The organism is Streptomyces sp. NPDC003011, from assembly GCF_053591515.1.
Window position 1 is genome coordinate 13,654 of sequence record NZ_JBSFTY010000098.1, and the last position, 18,522, is coordinate 32,175.

The window sequence follows — 18,522 nt, forward strand, 5'->3', positions numbered from 1 at the left end:
GCCTCCGCTGCAGTCGGTCCCCGAGTCGGTCGTACGCCCAGGCCGACGGCCCGCTGAGCGCGGGCGGACGGTCCGGGGTGTGGGGGTGCGGTCGGACCGGTGCGGTCCGTCCGTCGCCGTGGTGATCGTGGACCAGCTGCTCGCCGTCGGGCCGCAGCCGGGTGGTGAGCGGGCGGATCGTTCGCTCTTCCGGTGCCGGGCGCCGGGACAGCCTTCGGAACAGCCGACCGGCCGTCCGGTGATCCGGTGCCGCGATCTCACGCAAGTCCATCGGACCGTCTCTTCCCCGGCCCGCCGGCCGGCTGCTCGGGCCGCTCCCGCGGCGGCCGGGACGGCTCGAGCGGCTCCGCCCCACCCGCGGCGTCCGGGGACATCCGGGGCTCCAGCGGCTCGAGTTCGTCGGGCCGGAAGTAGTGGAAGCGGCCGTACCAGCCGTTCAGTTCGGCCGCGGGATCGCCGTCCACTGTCACGGCGAGGTGCACGCTGCCGTCCACGTCGTGGAAGACGGCCGCGACCTGCGCGGTCCGCCCGGCCAGGAACATGTCGTGGGCGTCGGCACCCCGGCCCCGGGGGCGGAGCCGTACCCGGCTGCCGGCTCCCACCGGTACGCCGTCCACCGGCACCGTGTCGGTCGTGGGCGACAGGCCGTCGTCGGCACCCTCCTGCCACCATGCGGGCCGGTCGACCCTCGCCGCGGACGCGGGTCCGAGGGAAGTCGTGGACGCGGCGGCCGACGAGGACGGGGCGGGATCCGATGGCGTGGCATGGGTCAGCGAACGAATGGTGCCGTGCAGCCGGGCGAAGACCTCCGGGGGCATGGCCTCCACCCGGTCCAGGATCCGGGCGGCACGTGGGTCGGTGGCGCGCGCCTCGCGCTTCTCCTGGTCGGTCAGCAGCAACGTCCGCAGCGTCAGGATCTCGTCGATCTCCGCGGCGTCGTGCAGGTCGCCCGGGCTCTCCGGCGCCACCTGCGGGCAGTCGGACAGGATGATCGGTGCGGAAATGAGGGTGGGACCACAGGCCCCGTCCGGAGCCCCTCCGGGGCCTTCACCCGGGGCGTCCTCGGGTGAAGGCCCACCCAGGACGGGGAAGGTGAACGCGTTGTGGCACTCTCGGGCGTGCCCGCGCAGGCCCGCGGGCGGGTCGATCAGCGAGACGAACTCCACGCCGTCTCCGCCGACGAGCGTATGCGTCGCGATGAGCGCGTCACGCAGCGCCTCGTCGCGAGCGGCCCGCGGGTCCGGTGCCGCCCCTGTGTTCTCGGTACGGATCCGAAGCCGGCAGACGTCGTCCCCGAGCCGCTCGGCGACGACGGCCGCTCTCGCCCGGACGGCCGCGCGACGCCGTACCACCCGACCGACGCCCCCGGGGAGCTCTTCGATCTCCTCCCCGGCCGGTGCGCCGACCAGAACGGCGGACTCCTGCCCAAGCAGATCGTCCAGCCGTACGACGAGGTCCGTCTCGCGCGGTACCGCCTCGTCGAAAGTCAGGTGCAGCGTGCCGTCCTCCGCGCGCAGCGACTCGACCGGACGGTGCCTGCCGTCCTGGCCGGCCTCCTCCACCTGCTTGTGCTGCATCTGCAGATACCGCAGCCGCACGCGCACCACCGCCCGCGTCTGCAGGACCCGCAGCAGGCACTCGGTCCGCTGGTACCAGGAGTCGGCGGATCCCGAGATGCCGGGAGTCACCGGACCCTCTCGCTCCACCCAGGCACGCGGGAAGAGCACGCCGAACTGCCAGCGCACCCGGTTCTTGGGCGACGAGCGGCGGTAGGGGTAGAGCAGGTAGCCCTCATACAGGACGGCGTCGGCAACCGCGCTCAGCTGACCGAAGTCACGCCCTGGGCTGCGCGAGGCCACGCACGCATCCGCTGCTGCGACAGCGCACGCGACGTCATCGTCGACTCCGCCCTGCGGCATTCAGCCTCCTCTGATCCGGAAATGCGGATAACTCCTCGGATACCATTACATTCCGCGCGTATTGGTGCTCGTCGACGCACGGCGGGAATTGGGCTGTTCGAGGGATTCAGAGCACCCAAGAGGCCGGTCGCAGGGAGCCGGGCCTACCGGCTTACGCCGTCATCCTGGTCGCCGACCGGGCCGACCATGCGGACGGCGACCGCGGGTCCAGGAGCGAAACGTCCGGCCACCACCACGCGGTAGAGCATGTGATCGAGCGCGACAACCAGTCTCCACAGCACGCGCCACTGCTCCGCACGCTGCACGCCAAGCGCCGGAGCGAGGGCCGGTTCGAAGCCGAGCCAGACCAGCAGCCTGTAGGCGGGCCCGGTCATCGGCATGCTCAGCAGGGTTCAACACCTCCGCCCCAGCTTCACTCCCGGCAGCTGCTTGACCCCAAAGCTGCATGGGGTGCCTTCACGGGCCGGCGCCGGCGAGGCCCGCGGCGGGAGCGGACGGCGGATATACCGCGGTTCAGTGGCTTGAGGGACAGGCTGTCGTGGGTGTTTCGCGTCGGACACCGCGACGGCGAGCGGGATGCCCTGGGCCTCGGACAGGACGTGCAGTTTGCTGCCCTTCTTGCCACGATCGATCGGGTTCGGCCGGTCAGCATGCCCCCTTTCGCCCGGACCGAGGCGGCGTCGACGATCGCCGAGGCCCGGTCCAGTTCACCCCGCGCGCCAAGTTCGTCCAGGACCGCCCGGTGGAGCCGACGCCACAGCCCCGCCCGGGTCCACGCGGTGAACCGGCGATGTGCCCTCGCGGGCGAGACCAAGCGTCTCCGGCAGATGCCGCCAGGCACACCCGCTGGTCAGCACGTGCACGACCGCCGCGAACACGGCCCGCTCGTCACACGGGGCGGTCCCGCCGCCCTGCGGACGGGAGTTGAACGACGGCAGCAACGGAGCGACCAGTTTCCACAGACCGTCAGGAACCAACCGCTACGACAGATCGGCACCCACAAGCAGCAATATGCATGCCGCCGGCGGGCGTGATCCAGAGCATGAGTGCTGTCGGCAGCTCGGCGGACAACGCGCTCGCCGAGTCCCTCAACGCCACCTGCAAACGAGAAACGCTTCAGGGCCACAGTGCCTGGGCCGACGAGCACGAAGCCTGCCTCGACCTGTTCCGCTGGCTGCACCGCTACAACACCCGACGCCGCCACTCCAGCCTCGGACAACGCAGTCCCATCGCCTACGAGGCAGCACTCGAAACAACATCAACTACCCTGTCCCCAGCCGCATAACCCGTGTCCAAGATTCCGGGTCAAGACCCTCCAGCAGCTGGTCGAGGGCCGCCTGGCCGTCGTCGACGGCGGCGAGTTCGGCGGCATCGGGGGGTGCCGAGCCGGGCTCCCTCGGCGTATGCGCCGGCCCGGTCCCGACAGATTAGGCGGCTGCTTGAGCAAAAAGCGTTCGCTGCCCGACCGTGTCCCGCAAGGAACCCTGGAAGAGCAGTACGTCGAGGCACTGTGCTGGTCCATGAAACACGCCAGACCGCGGCCCTCGACGCCGTACTACGCCTCCGTCACCCGCGCCATCCAGGACGTCATGACCAGCAAGCTCCGCGCCGCCCCTGAACCACCGCTCGAGGAGGAGCAAGCGTCCACCGAAGATCTGCGCCAGCTTCTGCAGAACTCCCTGTTGGGTCGTTAACCCCACGGCCGGGCGGTCGGCGAGCAGCTGAGCGTCGGCCGGGGTCGGCGGGGCCGGGGCTATCCTCGGGCTGCGCGCTTATGGGCACCCACCGGTCGTTGCAGCTCTCGACATACCGTACGAGTCCACCGGCGACCGTCCACCTCGCCTCGTCCTCGGTCGGCGGCCGGGCGTGGAAGGAGGGCACGGCGCCGACTCACTGCCAGATCGTGTGCAGTCCGGCCGTTGCCGATGAAATCGCCCAGCAGCTGTGCGAAGCCGTGGGCGAGATCCTCGACGGCTACACCGACGACGACTGGGCTTGGGGGCCGGGCCTGTGGTCAGGCCGTGGTGGGCCGGTCGGCAGCGCCCGTGATCTGCTCCCAGATCGCGAAGCGGATACTCATCTCAGCTCGGTGGGCGGCAGCGGTCATCAGGTGCCGGCCGGGCCGGAAGTGAGGCGAGATACCGCCGAACGCGGACAGGAACCGCTGGGCCCTGCCTACCGAGCGGAAGCCTTCATCGCGCGTTCACGCTGCCTGGTCGGCTGGTGGCTGTTCTCGGCCCGGTTGTTGAGGTACTTCGACTGGCGGTGCTCGACGGAGGGCATGACCTCGCGGTGGGCCACGCCGTAGGAGCGGAGCTTGTCGGTGACGATCACCCGCGGCATCGCGCGGGTCTTCTTCATCAGGCGGCGCAAGAAGCGCCCGGCGGCGGCCTTGTCCCGGCGGTCCTGCACGAGGATGTCCAGGGCGTTGCCGTCCTGGTCGACGGCCCCACCACAACTTCTGTTCCCCGTTGATCCTGATGAAGACCTCGTCCAGATGCCACTTGTCCCCAGGCCGAGGCTGCCGACCGCGCAGCGCGTTGGCGCAGGTCTGGCCGAACTTGCCACACCACCGCCGCATCGTCGCATAGGAGACGATGACGCCGCGCTCGAGCATCAGCTCCTCGACCTCACGGAAGCTGAGCGGGAATCGGTGATACAGCCACACGCAGTGGGAGATCACCTCGACCGGGTACCGGTGCCCCCTGTACGACGGCGACATGCTCTCCACGGACGACCCCTCCCAGCACGATCAACCCGCAGAGCATCCCACCGGTCAGTCAACGTGACAGTGCCGTCGGTATTGCCTCTGGTACGGGCGGCAGCGAAGCGAGGGGTGAACGCTGGCCCTTCTCAGCCGCATGCGGCTGCCCCCAACCGTTGTCGACACGCCGATACGAGCGTGTCGACAACGGTTGGCAGCCCGCTCCTCAGCGTGCGGTTCAGAAGTCGATGCACACCGGGCCCTGGTTGACGTTGACCAGGCCGACCTGGGTGACGGCGGCGTTGCAGTCGAAGTTCATGTCGCTGCCACCGCCCTTGTTCTCACCTGCTTCGTCGAGAGGGCCGAAGTCGATGCAGACCGGGCCCTGGTTGGCATTCACCGCTCCGAGCTGCGTGGTGAAGTCGTTGCACTGCCCGTAGGGCGCCGGCCCTTCGCCCCGCTCGGAGTGGTCGCTGGCCGAGGCGATGCCGGGACCGGCCATCACCGCGGCAGCAGCAAGAGCAACGCCCGCGCAGGTCTTACGGAAGGACAGCATGAGGTATCTCCAAGAAGTGGAGGTCAGGGACACAGCAGACTCCACCAGCGTTCGCCTCCACCCGCATGCCGTGATACGCCACTTGGACCGCTGGACGCCCCGATGCGCTCCCTTGACCCGGCGCCGGTGGCGGTGACGGCCTGGGGCGCGGCGCTGCGCTGCTCACGCGGGGCTCGAGAACGGGACCGCTGCTGTTGTAGCAGATCTGAGGGAGGGGACTCGGCCAAGTGGACACCTCGCCTGGCGAATGCCGCCGGTCACCCTGAGTCTGAGTTCAGTAGCCCGCGGCCGCAGAGACATCCATGTCCTGTACTCCAGCCGTCGGCTGCCCGCACCCGCATCCCCACGCGAGGAGAGCCATCATGCCCAGAGCTGCTACGACCAAGGTGACGCAACCCGTTACGGACGACAGCATCAAGGTGCGCCAGCTCAGTCATTACCAGTTCAGCTGGGTTGCTGGTGAGCCCGCTGCCCGGGGCACGCTCACCCTGCAGCTTGTGCTGGACGAAGGTGCCTGGGAGGAGGTACTGACCGTCGACGCCGACGACGCCGACGTGCTGCAGGACCTCCTGCGCAGCACGCCGACCGTGCACTACGACGTCAGCCGTCGGACCTTGATGTTCGGTGTTACCGCCGTCGGCATCTGAACAGGCAACGCCCGCCCGTCACAGCAGGGCTCCTGGGGCCGCTGTCACGTTGGCTGATGACGTGGGATGATCTTCGGGTTGATCCTGCTGGAGGGGTGCCCGTGGAGAGCAGGTCGCCGTCGTACAAGGGGCACCGCTACCCGGTCGAGGTGATCTCCCACTGTGTGTGGCTGTACCACCGCTTCCCGCTCAGCTTCCGCGAGGTCGAGGAGCTGATGCTCGAGCGCGGTGTCGTCGTCTCCTACGAGACGGTCCGCCTGGTGTGTGAAATTCGAGTCGGCCTACGCCCGCGGTTACGTCGTCGCCGGCCCCGGTCCGGAGACAAGTTTCGCGCCAAACGGGGAAACCGTCGGACGCACGGGGGCATCTGGACGAGGTCTTTATCGAGATCAACGGTGAGCAGAAGTACCTGTGGCGGGTCGTCGACCAGGACGGGATGGTGCTCGGCATCCTCGTGCAGAACCGACGGGACACCGCCGCGGCCAGGCGCTGCTTCCGCCGCCTGCTGAAGAACACGGGTGTGGTGCCGCGGGTGGTCGTCACCGCAAGCTCCGCTCCTACGGCGCGGCCCACCGCGAGGTCATGTTCTCCGTGGAGCACCGCTCCCACAAGGGCCTGAACAGCAGAGCGGAGAACAGCCACCAACCGACCCGGCAGCGCGAACGGGCGATGAAGGGCTTCCGCGGTGTTGGCGCAGCCCAGCGGTTCCTGTCCGCGTTCAGCGGGATCTCACCCCACTTCCGACCGCACCGCCACTTGATGCCCGCACTCGACTACGGGCCGAAATGACCCTTCGCTATCCGGGAGCAGATCACCGGCGTCACAGGCCAGCCCACCACGGCCTGAGCACAGGCCCCGAACCGGGGTCCACCACGTCCCAATGCACCGTCAAAAGCGCACGCAGCCAACAACCTGACAGCACCTGCTCGACGCGTGTGCGCATGCCCGCGCCTGGGCGGTGTCCTTCGGTGTTTGCGGGCCGGTCGCGCCGATTGTCGAGCTGTTGTTCCAGGTCACCGGGGCCGTGGATGTGCTGTCCGTGCGGAAGGCTGCCTAGAGTTCCCGTCTGGGACCTGCTTCTTGAAATTGGGGAGTTTGATCGCCATGGATCGGGGCCGGCGGCAGCTGCGTCCTGCGACCTACTCCTTGAGGTTCGCCATGTCTTGATCGAGGCGGGTTTCAACCTTGTCGGCGACGACATGCAGGACGCCAGGCCGGGACTTGCGGTGACGAGGGTGGCGGTCGGGGTGCTGGTGAGCTGGACGGCATCGGACGGTTTCACCGCGCTGGCGAAGGATCAGGCCGGAGCTTCCGGGGACAGCCTGCAGGCGGTCGTGCAGGCTGCGGTTTCGGGCCTGCTGGTCCAGCTGGGACACACCGTCACGGAACCGCCTGATGGCGGTGGCCTGCTCGTTCTGGCCGGTCAGTAGGTCAGGCCGGCGAACGTGGTGCTCACCGCCTTGCCCCAGACCCGGCGGGGAGCAGAGCGCTGAGTGCCACGGCTCTCGTGAGACGGCACCCGAGGCCAGGGACTGGGGCAACGCGGGTGCCTGACCGGTTGCGGGGGCGCGGCAACCAGCTGACCCCACCCTAGCCCCGCTGCCATGTTCACCGCTCAGCGTCTGGCAGCCTTGCCCAGACAGTCCCTGGACATCACCTGGTTCGAAGGCCAATACACCGACGGAGTTGTCGAACAGGTGTTGATGATCTCCCAGGAAGCCGCTTGGCGGTCGACCGTGATCTCCGACGGTGTCGGGCACTGGCTGTCGCGGCGAACGAGCCGGGCGGGTCTGGCGGGGGCAGGCTGGGGAGCGTGAGCAGCGCGCCGATTGTCGTACACCCGCCCTCCCGCACGGCCGGCCGGAGGCGAGGACAGCCAGTCCAGCGTCACCGGCACGTGCCCCCGCCAGCCGGCCGCCACCGCAAAGTGCCAGCCCCAGGCCCCGGCGAGTTCGGCAGCCGCCGCGAACGACTCTCGGTCTTTGTCCTCGATCAGCTCGGCCGGGCGGACGTCGACCAGCCACATCCCCGTCCGTGTCAGGACCAGAAAGTCCGGCGTGTGCTCGCGCCGCCCCTCCGCGCTGTGGAAAGCGAGCCGCAGCGGCTGCGACAGGACCTCGATCACCTCGCCGGCGAAGTCCAGAGCCAGCAACAGCCGGGCCTCCTCCCAGGCTCTCGAAGCCGTGCAGCCTCCCCGTACTGACCAGGAACTTCATCCCTGGACGGTGCCGTTGGTCACGACGCCAGGAGAACCACCCCAGGCCGGTCAAAGCAGCCCGAGCCACCTCCCCGACCGGGTACGAAACTTCCTCACCGTCCAGCCGCCAGGTCACCGACCACCGTTGCTGCCACCCCGGACCGACGTCCAGCCCGGTCCGGCCCCCGGCCAGCGACACCGGCTCCAGCAACGTGTCCCACCGGCACCGGTGAGACCACAGGACAGGCCGCGTCTGTACGGCTTCCCCAGCAGCGTCCTGCTGTACGCGCCCACGGAAGTACGTCACCTCACCAGAGAAGCCCAAAGGCGTACGCAACAGCACCGAACTTCGAAGCTGGTGTCAACCAGACCGAAAAACAGGCGAACGTGGCAACAAGAGTGACCAGTCCGTGTCAACTAGAGCGATCAGCCCAACTCGGCAGCCCAGGCCAGCCCAGCACTGCGGTGTCATCTACCTCGAAAAGTCGCAATCTGTTGGGCGTCGGCCAGCGATTTTCAGACGGGTGATCCCGAGGGCGGGCCGACTGTCGGTGCCGGGTGCTGTCATGAAAGCGGCGAGGAGTTGCGGACGAGGGGGGAATGTGCCCGGGAACAGGGGATACGAAGACGTTGATCACACCGGCCGGAAGATGCGCGGGGCGCCGTGCACCCTGGCGGCGGGGGGCTTTCGGTGGGCCCGCGCCGGCGGCGGCGTAAGAGCGATGACGATCTGCTCATCGCGCTGGGCGGGCTGGTGGTCGTCGGATTGGTGCTGGTCAAGGTCGGACAGTGGGTGTGGGCGCACTGGTGGGTCCTGGTCGTGCTCGGCCTGCTGGCGCTTCTCGCCCTCGCGGGCTGGATCTACCAGCAGGTTGACCAGATGCGATCCGCGCAGCTGCGGGTCGAGGGCCTGACCTACTCGCTCGGCCAGCTGGACGCCATGCACCACAGCGCCTTCGAGATCGCCGTACGTGACCTGCTGGCCCGGGACGGCTCCCGCGACGCGCTGCGCTGCGGCGGCCGGGGCGACCTCGGCGCCGACGTGAAGGGGCACGATCCGCTCGGCCGGTTGTGGGTGATCCAGTGCAAACACCGCAGGAAGGGGCTGGACGGCTCGGCTGTCGGTACCCCGGACCTGCAGACGCTCAACGGCACCGGCCGGCCGGTGCACGGCGGCGACGTCGTCGTGATGGTGACCAACGGAAGAATATCCGGGCCTGCCCGCGACTTCGCCCGGCAGCAGCGCCTGCACCTGGTCGACCGGCGCGTGCTGGAGCGATGGGCCCGGGGCGGACGGCCGCTGTGGGAGATCCTTCCGGCTGTCCCACCGCCCCGGAAGCCTCCACAGCTTCGCTGAGTAGCAAATACGTGGTTTATCGCGAAGGCGAGCCGGCCTGCTGACCAGTGCAGATGACCACAGACGCACTTGGCCGTAGCTATTACGAGAACACGGCTGCTTGCTTCCTGACGACGAACAGACAGAAGAGTCCGTCCTGGCCGGGCGCTTCGCCGTCTCGATGCTCAGTTGCTGGTGCAGAATCGACGGCCAGGCGGTGGCGTCGGCCAGGCGGAATCGCCCGGGCACCATTCGGGCCTGTCCGGGCTTGATGCCGTCTGAGCTGGTGTTTTCCCGTGCCGGGGTGCGAATTTTCGCGAGAGTGGCGGGGCTAATCCTCGCGTACCGCAAGGTGCGGTCCTGACGCGGACGGACCGCGTCTCACCCGGCTTTGGAGTTCAACGTGAACGGTCTCGACACCCGCACCCCCGTACTGCTGTTGGCGGGCGCCGGCGGTACGTACATCGCCTTTCAGTACCCTACGGTCGGGGTCGCGCTTCTCGTGGGCCTTGCGGTGGTCGGCCTAACACGTCGGGCAGGAAGCGACTGCCAGTGTTGATTCCCCGTGAGCGCGAGGAATGGTGGCGAAGCAACAAGGAGTTCGCCGCCGCCCTGCGCGAAGGCCGCCCGTACCACCGGCCGCGGCAGCGCTGCCCGGTCTGCAAGAGCTGGTGGTACACCGGCGAGGCCACGGGCGGCAACCGCAAGCGGGTGGATGCCCTGCACTGCTCACCGAGGTGCCGCACCCGGACCTACCGCCAGAGGCGTTCACGTTCAGAAGGCGTCACGCCGTGACGCCTTCACGCGACGCTATGGGTTCAGAAACAGGCTCTCGGCTTGTTCTTTAACTACTGTCGGCAGCTGTTTCGACTAGCTTCACGAGGGGCGCCAGGATCTGTGGCAGTTCGTTCTCGGAGTTGAGCACCGCATGGTCCTGCCAGGTGCGCTCGGTTCCGGAGTCGATGAAGAGCAGCGAAGCGGCCCCCGATTCCCAGAGGAACACCGTTCCCGTGCGCTCGTCTGATTCCAGTGTGAGACTCACTGCTGTGGCCTTCGGCCGCCCTCGGGACGGGGTTCCTGGGACGGGCCGCTTCACTGCAGAGCTAATCCCACGAGAACGAAGCTCGTGTTCATGTGAGGCATGCCAGTCCTTGAGCCACTGAGCGATCTCCGACATTGCGCCCCCATGTGGGCCTCGAACGGCCGTCGAACTTGATCGTAAGCCCGACAATCACCGGACGCAGGAACGGCCTTCGTCTGATCATGTGCTCCGACCAAGGTGCACGTGACCGAGACGAAGGCCGTGAGGATGAGTCTGCCGCCTGATGCTGCCCGGAGGGAAGCGTACGCGGAAGCGTCACGCTTCCGGGGAGAGTTCTACGAGTGTCTGACCGCTCGGCGCGACGAGTTGTTCGAGCTGACGGATGCGGTGCTGTGTGCGGACGGTGCGGTGAAGTCCCCGGTGGACCTGACGCTGCTGCCCGAGCATCGGCGTGGGCACGGAGCGATGTACGGAGGCCTGAACCACGGCCGGATCGATGTCGAGCAGGTGCGGACGGTGCTGGCCGGGCTGTCGCTGCTCGAGGTGCGCATCGCGCCGCTTGCGAACCCGGACGCGTCCCGGCACCGCGAGGCGCGCAGCGATAGGCACCCGCTGGCATAGGCGGTCTCATCGCACGCGGAGAGGCGGTCGCCGACGACGCCGTACGGACAGCGTTCACCGAGGCGGGCTACGAGGTGACCGCAGCCGTGCAGGACGCCGCGGCCTGAGCCGTACGCCCGGCGATCGCCCTCGGTCGGCGCGTGCCTCAGGCGGGCCGGAGGAGTGCCGTCCGCGTGCCTCGGCCTGGCCCGCAGGTCCTGCCCTGCGCTTGAATGCAGCCCCTACACCATCGGAACGAGGGAGATCCCCGTGCATCGCCCAACCACGGCAAGCAGCCTGCACCGTCTTGGCGCCCTCACAGCAGTCGCGTTGGCGGTTACTGTCGCCACCGCGGGACCGGCCGCGGCCCATGCCGAGGTCGAGGCGGAAGGCGCCCGGGCCCTTGACCAGAACGTCGCCCTGACCTTCTCCGCGGCGTCGGAGTCCGACTCCGCCGGCATCACCAAACTGGAGGTGATCCTGCCCAAGGGCATCGCCCCCGCAGACATCACCTACAAGGAAGGCCCGGACGGCTGGAAGCTCGCCCCCACCAGCCGGGGCTACACCGTCTCGGGACCGAAGCTCGCCATAGGGGAGGATGCCGAGTACATCGTCACCGTACGGCAGTTGCCCGAGGTCAAGTCGCTGGTCTTCAAGACCCTGCAGAGCTACAGCGACGGCAAGGTCGACCGCTGGATCCAGCTGGACGACGAGGAGAGCGGCCACGGCCACGGCCATCCCGCCCCGCGCCTGGACCTGAAGTCGGCCGCACCCGGCGCGAAGCCCGTGAGCCCCAGCCCCAGCCCCACAGCAGAGCCCACGACGGCCGCGCCCTCTTCCGACCGTGCCTCCGGCGAGTCGACGACCGGGACGTCGGCGCCGTCGACGGAGCCTGCGGCGGGCCGTACGGAGGGGGACGACGGCATGCCCGTTGCCGTGCCGCTCGGTATCGGCGCTGCCGTAGTCCTGCTCATTGGCGGGGCATGGTGGTTCAAGAGCCGTCGACGCGGGCCGGCCTGAGGCCCCGGCAGGTCTCGGCGGGGATGGATGTGAGGCCCGCCCCGCTGACCCCCGCAGGGCTGTATCGATCCGTCCCGGCTCATGCGGAACCAGGGGGATGAGAGGACCGCCCAGGGCGTGCGAGTCGCGGGTGCCGGTGGAGCGGGATCGCTAGCCGGTTTCGACGGCCGCCGGCGGGCGGCTGCGGTCGTCCTGTGGCGCGGTGCCTCGGTAGGCGACCGTGAGGTTGCCGAGTCTGTCGGGGCCCACCTCGGCATCGACTCCGAAGACGTCGGCCAGCCGCTCGGGGGTCAGTACGTCGGCGGGCGGCCCGGCGGCGATCAGGCGTCCTTGGTGCATGAGCAGCAGGCGGCCACAGTAACGGGCGGCCAGAGACAGGTCGTGCAGGGCGACCAGTACCGTCTGGTCGGTGCCGGCCAGCAGCTCCATCAGCTCCAACTGGTGTTTGACGTCCAGGTGGTTGGTCGGCTCGTCGAGCAGGATGCACCAGGGCCGCTGGGCCAGGGCGCGGGCGATGTGGGCGCGCTGGCGCTCTCCGCCGGACAGTGACTTCCAGTCCCGGCCGGCGAGTTCGGTGAGCCCGGTGCGGGCGAGGGCGGCGGCGATGACGGCCCGGTCGGTGGCGTCCGGGCCGCGCCAGCGGTCCCGGAACGGGGTGCGGCCGAGGCCGACGACGTCGGCGACGCGCAGGTCGCTGTCGGTGTCGGTGGCCTGGTCGACGAAGGCGACGTGCTGGGCGATCCGGCGCGCGTCCCAGTCGCGGATCGGCTCGCCGTCGTAGCGCACGGTGCCTTCGGCCGGGGTGCGCAGTCCCGCGAGGCAGCGCAGGAGTGATGACTTGCCGGACCCGTTGGGGCCGATCAGGCCGACCGTCTCACCGGGGGCGATGTCCAGGGTGACGCCGTGGACGATGGTCTTGCCCGAGGCCGCCCAGCTCAGCCGTTCGGCGGAGATCCTCACAGTTCACCTCGTTTGCGCATGACGAGCAGGAAGAGAGGGACGCCGAACAGGGCGGTGAACACGCCGACCGGGACCTCCTGGGGTGCGAAGGCCACGCGGGCGAGGGCGTCGGTCCACACCAGGAAGACCGCGCCGACCAGGGCCGAGAACGGCAGCAGGAAGCGGTGCAGCGGGCTGACGACGAAACGGACGCCGTGCGGCACGATCAGTCCCACGAAGCCGATCGCCCCGACAGAGGCGACCGCCACCGCGGTCATCACGGCCGTCACCACCAGCATCACCCACCGCACCGTCCGGACGTGGACACCCAGCGATGAGGCCGTGTCGGTGCCGAAGGCGAAGGCGTCGAGGGCGGTGGAGTGCAGCCAGACGATCGCCAGCCCGGCCACGGTGACAGCCGCGCACACGACCACGGAGTCCCAGCGGGCCGGGGCCATCGAGCCCAGCAGCCAGTGGGTGATCGCGCGAGTGGCGTCGGCGTCCCCGGAAGCCATCAGGATCAGCGAGGTCAGGGCCATGAACAGATACCACACGACCACGCCGATCAGCACGATCCGTGTGGAGTCCAGACTGGTGCGCCGCAGCAGGAGCAGCAGCAGGCCGAACGACAGCATCGCGCCGACGAACGCCCCGCCGGTGACGCCGAGCGCGTTCGCGCCGATGCCGAGGACGACCACCACCACGGCCCCGGTCGAAGCTCCCGTGGACACACCGAGGAGGTAGGGGTCAGCCAGCGCGTTGCGGGTGACCGCCTGCAGTACGGCTCCGCAGACCGCGAGCGAGGCGCCGACCAGCGCCGCCATCAGCACGCGGGGCACACGCAGGTCCCAGATGAGGGAGTCGACCAGCCGGGGCAGCGGCTCGACGTCCAGGCCCGTCCTGGAGCCCACCACTCTCGCCAGGTCGGTGTAGCCGACGTCGGCGACACCGATGCGTATTGATACCGCGAGTGAGGTGACCAGCGCTGCCGTCCCGATCAGGAACAGCGTGGCCTGTGACAGCGTGGAGGGGCCGGACTGCGGGGGAACGGACGGCGCGTGCGCGGGCACGTCCCGTTCCACCCGGCGGGCGGCCGGGTGGAGCAGATCCACCGTGCCCGGCGCGGTGTCCGGATCAGCGGGCATACCCGAGGTCCTTCACGCCGTCCGTCAGCAGCCGCAGCGTGTTCACGGTGCGCACCGAGGGGTCCATCTCGATGCCGGGTACTTCGATGATCCGGTTCTTCTGGACGGCTGTCAGCTTGGACACCACCGGGTCCTTGCGCATCATCTGGCGCTTCTCCTCGGCGCTGTCGCCCGGTGCTCCGCGCTCGGACAGGTCGCCGATCACGATGAAGTCGGGGTCACGGTCGGCGATCTGCTCCCAGGAGACCTCCGGCCAGTCCTCGTCGACGTCGTCGAAGGCGTTCTTCGCGCCCACGAGGCGGCTCATCTCGCTGGGCATACCGGTCTTGCCGGCGACGTAGGGCAGTCCGTTGTAAACGGAGTACAGCCATACGACGGTCGGTTCGCCCTCGACCTTGTCGGCGGTGGCGGCGGCCTTGTCGACCACGGCTTGCTGGTCGTCGACCAGTTTTGCGGCGCGGTCCTCGATGCCGAAAATCTTGCCGTAGTTCGAGTAGTCGTCGAAGAGGAGGTCGAAGGGGGTCTTGCCGGGGTCGTTCTGCTTCGGGCAGTCCACCGCGCTCACGTAGGAGGGCAGGTCCAGTTCGGCGAGTTCCTCACGGGTGCCGACCTGGTCCTTGGTGAACAGGTCGGTGAAGGAGGCCACGGCGATGTCCGGGGTGGCGGCGCGCAGTTGTTCGCTGGTGAGGATCTTGGGGCTGAGTACCGGTACCTTGTCGTACGTGTCCTGGTACTCCTTGGCGACCTTCGTCTTCAGGTTGGCCGTGCTGGCCATGCGGCCCGATAGGCCGAGTTCCAGCAGCGTCTCCGTGGCGGACTGATCCAGGGTGACGGTGCGTTTGGGCGGCTCGTCGAAGGACAGCTTCCGGCCGCAGCTCGTCACGGTCGTCGTCTGCGCGGCGGCCTTGTCGGCGGAGCCCTTTCCGGAGGAGTCCGCGGACGCGGAGCAGCCGAGGGCCGCGAAGGCGAGGGTCAGAGCGACGCCGAGGCGTGCGGGGTGGCGCATGGAACCTCCGGTCTGGGAAACGTGCCAACGTGTGGGGGCTTTGGACCCATCCGCGGGTGCGGGTGACCCGACCGTACTCTAGCGACAACGATTTTCACTAAGCTAGCCCTCGGAGTCGTCGCCACGGGGGCCTTCCCGTTCCCACCGTGCGCCATCCGCCGCCAACTACCGTGTGGCTGAGGGCTGGTGACAACCGACCGAACAGGAACGCGGGCGGCTGCGCAGCCAACCCGACCAGGATCGCGATCAACAGGAGCATGACATCGTGCCGATGCCCCCCACCCCGGCCACCGCCTCCGCGGCCACCCCGGGAAAGCCGCGGTCGCTCCTGCGCGATCTCGCCTTCCTGCGGCTCTGGTCGGGCGCCACGGCGTCGGGCCTGGCCACCTGGGCCCTGCCGTTCGTGCTCGGCCTCGCGGTGCTCGACCGCACCCTCACGGCCACCGACCTCGGCCTGCTGCTCGCCGCCCGCACCGCGGGATTCCTTGCCGCGGTGCCCGTCGCAGGCGTGCTCGCCGACCGGTACTCACGTCGGGGCGTCGTTCTGTGGGCCGGCCTGGCCGCAGCCGCAGCGGCTCCGCTGATCGCCGTCGGGCTCGGCCGCTCGGTCCTGCTGATGGCCGCGGCCACCGCCCTGGCCGGCGCGGGACAGGGGGCCTGCCGCCCCGCCTACCAGGCGCTGACCGCCGAGGTCGTCGACGCCGAGGGCAGGCAGCAGGCCAACGCCGCCATGACCCTTGCGGTACGGGTCACGACCCTCGTCGGTCCCTCGCTCACAGCCCTGTTCGCCGTGTTCCTCGGCACCTGGGCGCTGTTGCTGGGCATCGGGCTGCTCTGGCTCGTCGCCGCGCTCGTCCCAGGCCCCGGCACCAAGGCCGCTCCCGCAGCCGAGCAGCCCCAACGGGGCCCGTTCCTGGCCGAGTTCGCCGACGGCATACGCGAGGCCCGCAGGCACCCATGGTTCCTCGCGGGCCTGGCCGCGCTGACCGCAGTCATCGCCACCGGCTACTCCGCCACCGGCGTCGCCCTGCCGCTGGTCAGCCGCGACGAGTACGGCACCGAGGTGGTGCTCGCCGGAGCGCTGACCGCCTACACCGCCGGAGCCCTCGCAGGCGCTCTCGTCGTCGCCCGCTGGCGCCCGCGCTCGCAGGGCTGGGCCGCCCTGGCCGGTCTGGCCGTCTACGGTTTCGCCCCGCTCAGCATGATGTTCCCCGTGCACCCCGCCGTGATCATGGCCGCCTACGCCGTCGCCGGGATCGGCATCGAGTTGTTCAACGTGCCCTGGTTCACCGCCACCCAGCGCGAGGTCGAACCCGACAAACTGGCCCGCGTCTCCTCCCTGGACTTCCTGCTCTCCTACGGCCTCGCCCCGCTCGGCCTCGCCCTCATCGCGCCGGCCATCGACACCTTCGGCACCCGGGGCGTCCTCGGGGCCTGCGCGCTGGTCTGCTTCGTCGCGCCGGCCGCCGCCGCCCTCGTGCCCAGCGCCCGCCACTTCTCCCGCCACCCCGTGACAGCTTCCGGGGTCACGCCGGAGACCAAGTCCGCCACCTGATTAGGGCAGCCACCTCATGAACTCACCCGCCCACGGCACGCATCAGCCCGTTTGCACCCATCAGCCGGCGTCCGCCGGGCACCCGGGCATCGTCCCCGCCCGGGTGCCCGGCGGCCGGGAGCACGAAGCCCGAACCCTGCTGGAACTGCACGGTGCGGTGGTCCTCACCGGCTACGAGAACACCGCCGACGCCCTCGTCGTCGCGGCGGCTCACCTCCTCGGCAGCCGCCTGCGCGAGCTGTACCCGCACCGCGTGCGTACCTCGCGCGACGGCGATCCCGTCCACCTGCATGCCGACAGCTTCGACCTCGTCGTCGACATCGGTGGCATCCCCAGCCGGCGGCGCGATCCGGACGAGGACCACGTCCTGATCCAATGCGTCCGGCCGGCACCGGCCGGCGGCGACTCCTTCGCCGTCGACGCGTACGGCTTCGTCGACGGCCTCGCCTCCGCCGACCCCACCCTCCTGGAATTCCTCACCGGCACCGACGTCGATCTGTACGGCGAGTGGGCCGGACTGCGCGGGCTGCCCGCCACCCCGCGCGTGGGCCGGCACGTCGAGTACACCCGCACCGGCCGGCGCATCGTCCGCAGCACCGATGGCGCCATCCCGCTGCACCGCGACCCGGACACCGGCCACGTGCACGCCATGCTGGCCCGCTTCCAGGACGCCGTCCACGGCCTCGAACCGTCACTGCCGCGCTTCCGACTCGCCGAGGGTGACATCCTCGTCCTCGACAACTACCGCTGCTGGCACGGCCGGGACGCACACACCGGCGAGCGCACCGTCCGCATCCTGACCCTGCGCAGCGCAGACGCCCGGTGAAACCCCAGCCCCGTGTGACGCGCGCCATAGAGTCACACCGGAACCTGCTCCTGCCTGAGCCCGACTTCTGTAACTGGTACGGCTCGAAGAAATCCCGCTGTCCGAGCCGTCGGGCGCGCCCGCCAGGAGGCCGGGTGATGGAAGAACCCCAGCAGTCCTCCCCGGGGGTGGCAGGGTGCTTCGGAAGCCAGGCCGGAAAGGCGAAGGCGCAGCGGCTGCCGACTCGGTGGCAGGGGTGTTCGTGCCCGTCGTGCCGGCCCTGGCCGTCACGGGAGAGCCGCCGACGAGTCGACAGCTTCCGGCACGCCGCCGCCCGACCCCGCGACTCCGACACCGACGACTGGCAAGGCGCCGCCGAACGCGCCCAGCCGCGCGGCCTGCCCGGCTTCGACGACGGCATCGCGCTCGACGAGCTGGGGGCCAGGCTGCCCGACGAAGCCGAGAGGCGTTCGTCCTCGGCCTGCCCTACGCGGAGGCGGCACTCGTGAGCGACTGCCCGGTCGGCACGGTCCGCTCGCGGGTCGCCCGCGCCCGCATCTGCCTGATCGAGTCACTGAACGACGCCGATCGCTCCGCCCTGATCGACGCCGCGGCCTGACGAACCGCGAGACGGCACCCCCCACCGGGCGCGGCGAGGGCCCGGACCAGCGACAGGTCCGAGCCCTCGGCGTCCGTGACTGGCAGGGAAGCCGCTGGGACGACGGCCTGTGGCACAGCCGGTCGCCGACGCGCCTGCGACCGAAACGACCGCCGAGGTCCTGACCAGCAAATTGTTAGCGCGCCGCGCCCCCACCCTCGACTCGCTCGGGCTTTCCCGGTCGGCGCGGCACCAGGGCCACGGCCAGGGCCGGGACGGTGGCGAGGATGAGCCAGGGGACGGCGGCCGGGAGCCCCAGGTCGAGCAGGGAGCCGGTGGCCGCGCTGCCGATGAGGATGATCAGGCCGGAGACGGAGGAGAGCGCGCCGATGTAGAGGCCGATCCGGCCGTCTTCGGCGAGGTCGGGCACCCATGCGCGGGCGGCCGGGACGA

General features: G+C 69.8%; 15 protein-coding genes and 6 pseudogenes. 11 read left to right on the top strand and 10 right to left on the bottom strand.

Annotation, left to right across the window (positions count from 1 at the left end; genetic code table 11):
• Positions 1 to 257 precede the first annotated feature (257 nt).
• The 3 genes from ACWD0J_RS35035 to ACWD0J_RS35045 form a co-directional block, all read right to left on the bottom strand.
• A complete protein-coding gene (locus ACWD0J_RS35035; protein ID WP_451499900.1) occupies positions 258 to 1,919 on the bottom strand; it encodes a hypothetical protein in 1,662 nt (553 codons plus the stop codon).
• A 143-nt stretch (positions 1,920 to 2,062) separates the two neighbouring features.
• Complete coding sequence (locus ACWD0J_RS35040; protein ID WP_451499901.1) at positions 2,063 to 2,299, bottom strand: hypothetical protein; 237 nt, start codon at positions 2,297 to 2,299, stop codon at positions 2,063 to 2,065.
• A gap of 327 nt (positions 2,300 to 2,626) precedes the next feature.
• A complete protein-coding gene (locus tag ACWD0J_RS35045; protein ID WP_451499902.1) occupies positions 2,627 to 2,896 on the bottom strand; it encodes a transposase in 270 nt (89 codons plus the stop codon).
• A 50-nt stretch (positions 2,897 to 2,946) separates the two neighbouring features.
• On the opposite strand from ACWD0J_RS35045, the pseudogene ACWD0J_RS35050 reads away from it, so the two are divergent.
• Positions 2,947 to 3,204 (top strand): annotated as a pseudogene (locus ACWD0J_RS35050) (integrase core domain-containing protein); the annotation flags it as partial.
• A gap of 154 nt (positions 3,205 to 3,358) precedes the next feature.
• Positions 3,359 to 3,613, top strand: a complete 255-nt coding sequence (locus tag ACWD0J_RS35055) for a hypothetical protein (RefSeq protein ID WP_451499903.1) — start codon at positions 3,359 to 3,361, stop codon at positions 3,611 to 3,613.
• Between the two features lie 320 nt (positions 3,614 to 3,933).
• On the opposite strand, the pseudogene ACWD0J_RS35060 reads toward ACWD0J_RS35055, so the two are convergent.
• Together ACWD0J_RS35060 and ACWD0J_RS35065 are read right to left on the bottom strand one after the other, a co-directional pair.
• A pseudogene (locus ACWD0J_RS35060) lies at positions 3,934 to 4,641 on the bottom strand (IS6 family transposase).
• 220 nt (positions 4,642 to 4,861) lie between these two features.
• Complete coding sequence (locus ACWD0J_RS35065; protein WP_451499904.1) at positions 4,862 to 5,179, bottom strand: hypothetical protein; 318 nt, start codon at positions 5,177 to 5,179, stop codon at positions 4,862 to 4,864.
• Positions 5,180 to 5,541: 362 nt separating this feature from the next.
• Here ACWD0J_RS35065 and ACWD0J_RS35070 point away from each other — a divergent pair, with 362 nt between their 5' ends.
• The 3 genes and pseudogenes from ACWD0J_RS35070 (at position 5,542) to ACWD0J_RS35080 (ending at position 7,256) form a co-directional block, all read left to right on the top strand.
• A complete protein-coding gene (locus ACWD0J_RS35070) occupies positions 5,542 to 5,826 on the top strand; it encodes a hypothetical protein (protein ID WP_451499905.1) in 285 nt (94 codons plus the stop codon).
• A 101-nt stretch (positions 5,827 to 5,927) separates the two neighbouring features.
• Positions 5,928 to 6,672, top strand: a pseudogene (locus tag ACWD0J_RS35075) (IS6 family transposase).
• 317 nt (positions 6,673 to 6,989) lie between these two features.
• Complete coding sequence (locus ACWD0J_RS35080; protein WP_451499906.1) at positions 6,990 to 7,256, top strand: hypothetical protein; 267 nt, start codon at positions 6,990 to 6,992, stop codon at positions 7,254 to 7,256.
• A gap of 185 nt (positions 7,257 to 7,441) precedes the next feature.
• Here ACWD0J_RS35080 and ACWD0J_RS35085 read toward each other — a convergent pair whose 3' ends face one another.
• Positions 7,442 to 7,978, bottom strand: coding sequence for a TnsA endonuclease N-terminal domain-containing protein (locus ACWD0J_RS35085; RefSeq protein WP_451499907.1), 537 nt, complete (start codon positions 7,976 to 7,978; stop codon positions 7,442 to 7,444).
• 736 nt (positions 7,979 to 8,714) lie between these two features.
• Here ACWD0J_RS35085 and ACWD0J_RS35090 point away from each other — a divergent pair.
• The 3 genes and pseudogenes from ACWD0J_RS35090 to ACWD0J_RS35100 all read left to right on the top strand — a co-directional run bounded on the left by ACWD0J_RS35090 (position 8,715) and on the right by ACWD0J_RS35100 (position 12,021).
• Complete coding sequence (locus ACWD0J_RS35090) at positions 8,715 to 9,380, top strand: restriction endonuclease (protein WP_451499908.1); 666 nt, start codon at positions 8,715 to 8,717, stop codon at positions 9,378 to 9,380.
• 1,288 nt (positions 9,381 to 10,668) lie between these two features.
• Positions 10,669 to 10,977 (top strand): annotated as a pseudogene (locus ACWD0J_RS35095) (transposase); the annotation flags it as partial.
• A 294-nt stretch (positions 10,978 to 11,271) separates the two neighbouring features.
• Complete coding sequence (locus tag ACWD0J_RS35100; protein WP_451499909.1) at positions 11,272 to 12,021, top strand: DUF1775 domain-containing protein; 750 nt, start codon at positions 11,272 to 11,274, stop codon at positions 12,019 to 12,021.
• A gap of 150 nt (positions 12,022 to 12,171) precedes the next feature.
• Here the strand turns inward: ACWD0J_RS35100 and ACWD0J_RS35105 are convergent, their stop codons facing one another.
• The 3 genes from ACWD0J_RS35105 to ACWD0J_RS35115 are packed head-to-tail and all read right to left on the bottom strand — an operon-like array spanning position 12,172 to position 15,111.
• Positions 12,172 to 12,981, bottom strand: a complete 810-nt coding sequence (locus ACWD0J_RS35105; RefSeq protein WP_451499910.1) for an ABC transporter ATP-binding protein — start codon at positions 12,979 to 12,981, stop codon at positions 12,172 to 12,174.
• Positions 12,978 to 14,105, bottom strand: a complete 1,128-nt coding sequence (locus ACWD0J_RS35110; RefSeq protein ID WP_451499911.1) for a FecCD family ABC transporter permease — start codon at positions 14,103 to 14,105, stop codon at positions 12,978 to 12,980. Before ACWD0J_RS35110 ends, ACWD0J_RS35105 begins: the two co-directional genes overlap by 4 nt.
• Complete coding sequence (locus tag ACWD0J_RS35115; protein ID WP_451499912.1) at positions 14,095 to 15,111, bottom strand: ABC transporter substrate-binding protein; 1,017 nt, start codon at positions 15,109 to 15,111, stop codon at positions 14,095 to 14,097. The genes ACWD0J_RS35110 and ACWD0J_RS35115 overlap by 11 nt, the downstream gene beginning before the upstream one ends.
• 271 nt (positions 15,112 to 15,382) lie before the next feature.
• On the opposite strand from ACWD0J_RS35115, the gene ACWD0J_RS35120 reads away from it, so the two are divergent.
• The 3 genes and pseudogenes from ACWD0J_RS35120 to ACWD0J_RS35130 all read left to right on the top strand — a co-directional run.
• Positions 15,383 to 16,666 (top strand): MFS transporter, encoded by a 1,284-nt coding sequence (locus ACWD0J_RS35120; RefSeq protein WP_451499914.1) that lies wholly within the window; start codon positions 15,383 to 15,385, stop codon positions 16,664 to 16,666.
• 16 nt (positions 16,667 to 16,682) lie between these two features.
• Positions 16,683 to 17,492: a TauD/TfdA family dioxygenase gene (locus tag ACWD0J_RS35125; RefSeq protein ID WP_451499913.1), complete on the top strand. Its 810-nt coding sequence runs from the start codon at positions 16,683 to 16,685 to the stop codon at positions 17,490 to 17,492.
• A 224-nt stretch (positions 17,493 to 17,716) separates the two neighbouring features.
• Positions 17,717 to 18,090: pseudogene (locus ACWD0J_RS35130) on the top strand (sigma factor-like helix-turn-helix DNA-binding protein); the annotation flags it as partial.
• A gap of 175 nt (positions 18,091 to 18,265) precedes the next feature.
• On the opposite strand, the pseudogene ACWD0J_RS35135 reads toward ACWD0J_RS35130, so the two are convergent.
• Positions 18,266 to 18,522, bottom strand: a pseudogene (locus ACWD0J_RS35135) (hypothetical protein); the annotation flags it as partial.